Origin of the sequence: Amycolatopsis sp. SID8362 (assembly GCF_010550475.1) — a bacterium.
Taxonomy (GTDB): Bacteria; Actinomycetota; Actinomycetes; order Mycobacteriales; family Pseudonocardiaceae; genus Amycolatopsis; species Amycolatopsis eburnea.
On sequence record NZ_JAAGNB010001515.1, the window covers coordinates 1 to 6,669 of the forward strand.

General features: G+C 73.0%; 7 protein-coding genes. 2 read left to right on the forward strand and 5 right to left on the reverse strand.

The window, feature by feature from the left end:
• The 4 genes from G3I65_RS46390 to G3I65_RS46405 form a co-directional block, all read right to left on the reverse strand.
• On the reverse strand, positions 1–1,525 hold a 1,525-nt coding region (locus tag G3I65_RS46390), incomplete at its 3' end, for a DPP IV N-terminal domain-containing protein (protein ID WP_160701753.1).
• 20 nt (positions 1,526–1,545) lie between these two features.
• Positions 1,546–2,397: a PPK2 family polyphosphate kinase gene (locus G3I65_RS46395; RefSeq protein WP_160701754.1), complete on the reverse strand. Its 852-nt coding sequence runs from the start codon at positions 2,395–2,397 to the stop codon at positions 1,546–1,548.
• A 17-nt stretch (positions 2,398–2,414) separates the two neighbouring features.
• Complete coding sequence (locus G3I65_RS46400) at positions 2,415–2,882, reverse strand: SRPBCC family protein (protein WP_160701755.1); 468 nt, start codon at positions 2,880–2,882, stop codon at positions 2,415–2,417.
• Positions 2,879–3,199: a helix-turn-helix transcriptional regulator gene (locus G3I65_RS46405; protein WP_160701756.1), complete on the reverse strand. Its 321-nt coding sequence runs from the start codon at positions 3,197–3,199 to the stop codon at positions 2,879–2,881. Before G3I65_RS46405 ends, G3I65_RS46400 begins: the two co-directional genes overlap by 4 nt.
• Positions 3,200–3,343: 144 nt before the next feature.
• Between G3I65_RS46405 and rocD the strand changes: the two genes are divergently transcribed.
• Together rocD and G3I65_RS46415 are read left to right on the forward strand one after the other, a co-directional pair.
• The gene (rocD, locus tag G3I65_RS46410; protein ID WP_160701757.1) at positions 3,344–4,576 is read left to right on the forward strand and encodes an ornithine--oxo-acid transaminase; all 1,233 of its coding nucleotides are present in this window, start codon (positions 3,344–3,346) and stop codon (positions 4,574–4,576) included.
• Positions 4,577–4,657: 81 nt separating this feature from the next.
• Positions 4,658–6,016, forward strand: coding sequence for a DUF2252 domain-containing protein (locus tag G3I65_RS46415; protein ID WP_160701758.1), 1,359 nt, complete (start codon positions 4,658–4,660; stop codon positions 6,014–6,016).
• Here the strand turns inward: G3I65_RS46415 and G3I65_RS46420 are convergent.
• A partial coding sequence (locus G3I65_RS46420) for an FAD-dependent oxidoreductase (protein WP_160701759.1) occupies positions 6,005–6,669 on the reverse strand: 665 nt, incomplete at its 5' end. The genes G3I65_RS46415 and G3I65_RS46420 overlap by 12 nt on opposite strands.

The window sequence follows — 6,669 nt, forward strand, 5'->3', positions numbered from 1 at the left end:
CGTCCGCGACGAGCACCGCGAAGCCCTGGTCGGCCAGCCACTGCGAGGTCAGGAACGCGTTGCGGCTCTGCAGCACGCGCTGGGCGTGCGGCCCGCCGTACGGGTCGAGCAGCACCGGCAGCCTGCCTTCGCTCGGCTCGTAGCCGCGCGGCAGCAGCAGCGCCGCGCGCAGGCCGCGCTCGCCCAGCGTCAGCCAGGTCAGGTTCGGCACGATGTCCGGGTCCACAGTGGACACCGCGATCGACGCCACCGGCTCGCCGTCGCGCAGCACCGAAACGCGCGGGCCGCTGTAGTCCAGGCTCCACGAGGAAAGCACGGTGACCGCGGCGCTCCCGGCGCCGACGTGCACGCCGTCCACAGTGGACAGGCGACGCACCGAAGCGCCCTCGGTGCGGAAGACGTGGATCTGGGTCGGGTCGGCTTCGGACGCGCTGAAGAGGATCTCCTCGCCCACGTCCAGCACCGCGCGCAGCTGCAGCCCGGCCGGCGTGACGGCCTCGCCGCCGACGAACAGCCGGTGGTCGCCGTCGACCATGCCTTCGGTGACCAGGCGGCCGTCCGGCGTCCACGCCGGGACCCCGCCGACGATGTCGATCCAGTGCTGGTCGGCCGCGGTGTGCACGACCGACGTCGAGCCGTCGGCGACGTCGAGCGCGAGGACGTCCATGCGCTTCTGGTCGCGCGGCTGGACCGCCAGCAGCGGCGCGCCGCCCGCCGACCAGTGCACCGAGGCCAGGTACTCCCACTCCCCCGGCTCGACGTCGACGCGGGAGCCGTCCAGGCCGAGCACCGCCAGCGAGACCAGCGCGTTCGTGGTGCCCGCGGCCGGGTAGGCGACGACGTTCGCCGGGTGCTGCGGGTTGGCCGGGTCGGCGATGGTCCAGCGCGGGACCGGGCCGCGGTCCGAGCGCTCGGCCAGCACGCTGCGGCCGTCCGGGGCCCACCAGTAACCGCGGGTGCGGTCCATCTCCTCGGCGGCGATGAACTCGGCGAGGCCCCAGGTGATGTCTTCGCCGTCCTCCTCGACGAGCACGCGGTCGTCGCCGGTGGCCAGCTCCAGCACGTGCAGCCGCCGGTCCTGGACGTAGGCGACGTGCGTGCCGGCCGGGCTCGGCCGCGGGTCGATGACCGAGCCGTCGACGCGCAGCGTCACCTCGCCGGACGCCAGGTCCAGCGTGTAGAGCTTGCCGGAGAGCGAGAACACCGCGACGGTGAAGCCCGCGTCCACGCCGTAGTGCACGACGCCGCCACCGGTCTCGCGGGCCCGCTCGCGGCGTGCCCGCTCCTCGGCGGGCAGCTCCTCCTCGCCGGGCAGCAGCTCGGCGGCGTCGACCAGCTTGGTCTCGGCACCGGTCGCCAGGTCGGCCGACCAGAGGCTGTGCCGGGGGTCGGTGCCCGACTCCGCGCGCAGGAACAGCACGCGGGAGCCGTCCGGGGCGACCCGGAACTCCTTCGGCGCGCCGAGGGTGAAGCGCTGGGTACGGGCCTGCTTGCGGAGGAACGGGAGGTCGTCGACATCGGTCACGCCCGCACTCTTTCAGACGATCACGACGAGACGCCAACACCCTTCAGCTTCGCCAGCTCCGCGTCGACGTCGAAGCCCGGCTCCGGGAACCGCGGGTCCAGGTCGGCGAGGGTCTCGATGAGCAGCTGGGCGACCGCCCAGTTGCGGTACCACTTGTGGTCGGCGGGCACGACGTACCAGGGGGCGTGCCCGGTGGACGTCTTCTTGAAGATGTCGGCGTAGGCCTGCTGGTAGGCCGGCCAGTGCGACCGGGCCTCGAGGTCGCCCGGGTTGTACTTCCAGTGCTTCTCGGGCGTCTCCAGCCGGGCCTTCAGCCGTTTGAGCTGCTCCTGCGGCGAGATGTGCAGGAACACCTTGACGACGGTGGTGCCCGCCTCCGTCAGCTCCTTCTCGAAGGCGTTGATCTCGGTGTAGCGGCGGCGGCGCTCGGCGGCGGTCAGCAGGCCGGTCACGCGCGGGACCAGGATGTCCTCGTAGTGCGAGCGGTCGAACACGCCGAGCTGGCCCGGCACCGGCAGCTGCTTGCGGATGCGCCACAGGTAGTGGTGGCGTCGCTCGGCCGCCGTCGGGGCCTTGAACCCGGCGTAGCGGACGCCCATCGGGTTGACCAGGCCGAGCACGTGCGACACGGTGCCGCCCTTGCCGGAGGTGTCCATGCCCTGCAGCACGAGCAGGACACTGCGGGTGCCGCCGCCGACGCCCTCGGCGTAGAGCGCCTCCTGCAGCCCGGACAGCCGTTCGCCCGCGTCGCCGAGCTGGGCGAGCGCCTTGGGCTTCTTGCCGGGCCCGACCGGCGGCGAGCCCGGGTCCGGCAGCTCCCCGTCGATGCGCAGCGCGTCCCGGACCCGGCTTCCTGCGTCCTTCTTGGCCATCTCGCGAAGCTACCTGCTCAGGCGGCGGCTTTCTCGGCGAAGAGGTCCAGGAGGGCGCCGTGCCCGCCCTCGCCGGAGACGCCTTCGCGGACCTTCGCACCCGTTTCGCCGTGCCGCTCGAAGCCCCGGTGCTCCAGTTCGACGCGGGTGCCGCGCGGCCCCTCCTCGACGAACCTGACCTCGATCTCGCTGGCGTGCGCGGGGTCCGGGTCGATCTTCCAGTCACCGTCGATCCGCCACGAGAGGACCACCCGGGCGGGTGGCTCCCAGACGAGCACCTCGCCCCACTGACATTCGGCGCCGTCGACGGTCCGCTCGTACCAGCGGCCGCCCGGCTTCGGCTCCAGGACGGCTTCGGCGAGGTCGGCCGCGCCGAGGTGGTGCGCCCGCGGCCACCAGCTGTCGAAGGCCTCGGTGTAGGTCTTGAACGCGTGCTCGCGGGAGCACGCGACGGTGATCGTCCTGCGGATCGGCTCGAGTGTCATGGTTCCTCGCTCTCGGTGGATTCGGCGAAATCGGCGAACGAGCGGAGCGCGTCCGACCACATGCGGTCGAGGTAGGCGCGCACCGCGGCGATGCCGTCGGGTTCGAGGCGGTAAAGCCGCTTCGTGCCTTCGGCCCGATCGGCGACCAGGCCCGCCTCCTTGAGCACCTTGAGGTGCTGGGAGACGGCCGGGCGGCTGATCGGCAGGTCCGCGGCCAGCTCGCCGACCGCGCGCGGCCCGTCGCGGAGCGCTTCGACGATCGCGCGCCGCGACGGATCGGCCAGCGCGGCCAGCTGGTCGCTTCCGTAAGTCGCCACGAACGGTAAGTTACGACTTACCTTTGCGTCCGTCAATCGCCGCGCAGCGTTTCGCGGGTCGCGACCGGGGATTGCGCAACGAACAACGGGTGAAAGCAACGATTCCCGGCTGAATTCTGCGTGTCCTGCCTTTAACCTGAACGCATGACGACGTTCGCCGGCCGGGAGACCGCCGCCCCCTCCGCCGCGAGCTTCATCGAGCTCGACGAGCGGTGGAGCACGCACAACTACCACCCGCTGCCCGTCGTGATCGCCGAAGCCGAAGGCGCCTCGGTGACCGACGTCGAGGGCAAGTCCTACCTCGACTTCCTGTCCGGGTACTCGGCCCTGAACTTCGGCCACCGCCACCCGGACCTGGTCGCCGCCGCCGTCGAGCAGCTCGGGCGCGTCACGCTGACCTCGCGCGCGTTCCACCACGACCAGCTGGGCCTGTTCTGCCGGGAGCTGGCCGAGCTGACCGGCACCGAGCTGGTGCTGCCGATGAACTCCGGCGCCGAAGCCGTCGAGTCCGCGGTGAAGGTCGCGCGGAAGTGGGCGCACCAGGTCAAGGGCGTGCCGGACGGCACCGCCGAGATCATCGTCGCCGGCTCGAACTTCCACGGCCGGACCACCACGATCGTGTCGTTCTCGACCGACGAGACCGCGCGCGCCGACTTCGGCCCGTTCACGCCCGGCTTCGTCACGGTCAAGTACGGCGACGCCGCCGCGCTGCGCGACGCGATCACCCCGCGCACCGCCGCCGTGCTGCTGGAGCCCGTGCAGGGCGAGGCCGGCGTCATCGTGCCGCCGGAGGGGTACTTCGCCGAGGTCCGCGCCGCCTGCGACGAGCACGGCGTGCTGCTGATCGCCGACGAGATCCAGTCCGGCCTGGCCCGCACCGGCACCGTGCTGGCGCTGGACCACGAAGGCGTCCGCGCGGACGTCTACACCCTCGGCAAGGCCCTCGGCGGCGGCATCCTGCCGGTGTCCGCGGTGGTCGGCCGCCGCGATGTCCTCGGCGTGCTGAAGCCGGGCGAGCACGGCTCGACGTTCGGCGGCAACCCGCTGGCCTGCGCGGTCGGCCGCGCCGTGGTCCGCCTGCTGAACACGGGCGAGTTCCAGCAGCGCTCCACCGAGCTGGGCGCCCACCTGCACGCGCGGCTGAACGAGCTGATCGGCAGCGGGCTGTCCGAGGTCCGCGGCCGCGGCCTGTGGGCGGGCATCGACATCGCGCCCGGCGGCCCCTCCGGCCGGGAAGCTTCGCAGGCGCTGTCGACGCGGGGCGTGCTGTGCAAGGAGACGCACGAGCGCACGCTGCGCGTCGCCCCGCCGCTGGTGATCACCCGCGAGGAACTGGACCGCGGCATCGACGCGATCGCCGAGGTCATCCGCCCCTGAACCACCCGGGTGCCGCCGGGTGAGCCTCCCGCCCCGGCGGCATCCGGGAGCACAACGTCCCCTTCGGACGTTGTGCCCGGTATGGGATCAGGGGAATGGGTGGAACGGCCGCTCGCCGGCACCGGCGACGTGACGCCGGCCGAGCTGTACGAACAGGGGAAGCGGCTCCGCGAGAAGACGCCGGCCGCGGTGCACGACCACGAGGCCGCGGGTGACGACCGGCCGAGCGCGAAGCAGTACTTCGAGGCCAGCAACGCCGGGCGCCTGCCCGGGCTGATCGAACTCCGCCGTGAACGCATGCGCGCGTCGCCGTTCACGTTCTTCCGCGGCGCCGCCGGGCTGATGGGCGCCGACCTGGCCGGCACGCCGTCGGCCGGGCTCACCGCACAGCTCTGCGGGGACGCGCACGCGGCGAACTTCGGGCTCTACGGCACGCCCGAAGGCAAGATCGTGATGGACATCAACGACTTCGACGAGACCGTGCCCGGCCCGTGGGAGTGGGACCTCAAGCGGCTCGCGGCCAGCCTGGTGCTCGCCGGCCGCGAGGGCGGCATCGGCGAGGCCGGCTGCCGGGAGGCCGCCGAAGACGCCGTGAAGTCCTACCGCCGGACCATCCGCGCGCTGGCCGACCTGCCGTTCCTGCGATCGTGGAACGCTCTGCCGGACTCGTCGGTGCTGTCGAAGGCCCGCGCGGACGAGCTGATCGACGACTTCGCCGACGCCGCCGAGAAGGCCCGCAAGAACACCAGCGCCAAGGTCGCGGCGAAGTGGACCGAGCACGTCGACGACCACGAGACCGGCCTGGCGCGTCACCGGTTCGTCGAGGACCCGCCGGTGCTGACGCACGTCGACGGGCCGACCGCCGAAGCCGTCGCCGCCGGCCTGGTGTCCTATGTGGACACCCTGCGCGAGTCGCGCCGCACGCTGATCGCGCGCTACCGGCTCGCCGACGTCGCCTTCCGGGTGGTCGGCACCGGCAGCGTCGGGCTGCGCAGCTACGTCGCGCTGCTGCACGGCAACGACGAGGAAGACCTGGTGCTGCAGGTGAAACAGGCCCAGCGGCCGGCACTGGCGCCGTACCTCGGCCTGCCCGCGGCGGACCACGAAGGCCGCCGGATCGTCGAGGGCGCCCGGCTGGTCCAGGCCGAAACCGACATCCTGCTCGGCTGGACCACCATCGACGGCGTGCCGTTCATCGTCCGGCAGTTCCGCAACCTCAAGGGCGACATCGACCCGTCGGAACTCGAGAAGGACCACCTCGACGACTACGGCCGCCTGGCGGGAGCGCTGCTCGCCCGCGCCCACACGCGGTCGCTGCACCCGAAGCTCCTGGCGGGCTACTTCGCCGAAGACTCCGAGCTCGACGAGGCGATGGGCGCGTACGCCGTCCGCTACGCCGACCGCACGGAGGCCGACCACGCCGAGTTCTCAGGAAGCTGACAGCAGATCGGCGACGTCCGCCGCGCAGCCCCAGGCCAGGGTGATGCCCGAGCCGCCGTGGCCGTAGCAGTGCACGACGTCGCCGTCGCGCTCCAGCCGGACCTCGCGCCGGGACGGGCGCAGCCCGACGACCGACCGCAGCACCCGCGCGCTCTCGAGGCGTGGCTCCAGCTCGCGGCAGCGGCGCACGATGTCGGCCGTCACGCCCGGGTTCGGGTCGGTGTCGCCGCGGCCGGGTTCCTCCGTGCCGCCGCACACCACGTGGGTGCCGTGCGGGATGACGTAGGTGACGCCCGGGCCGGTCTCGTCGACCGCGAACCCCGGCAGGCCCGGGTCGGTCAGGTGCACGACCTGCCCGCCGACGGGCACCATCGACGGGTCCCCCGCCAGCCGGCCCGCGCCGAGCCCCGCCGCGTTGACGACCGGGCCGAGGCCGGCGAGGGAGGTCAGCGGCCGGTACTCGACGCGCACGCCCAGCGCGCGCACCCGGTCGAGGAGCCAGTCCAGGTAGACCGGGGTGTCGACCAGCGCCGTGGTGAACTCCAGCCGGTCGCCCTCGCGGACCGGGTCGGCCATCGCCCGCAGCCACGCCGGGTCCGGGGCACCCGGCGGCAGCAGCACCCGGCCGCGGCGGAACCGCACCCCGGGCGCGT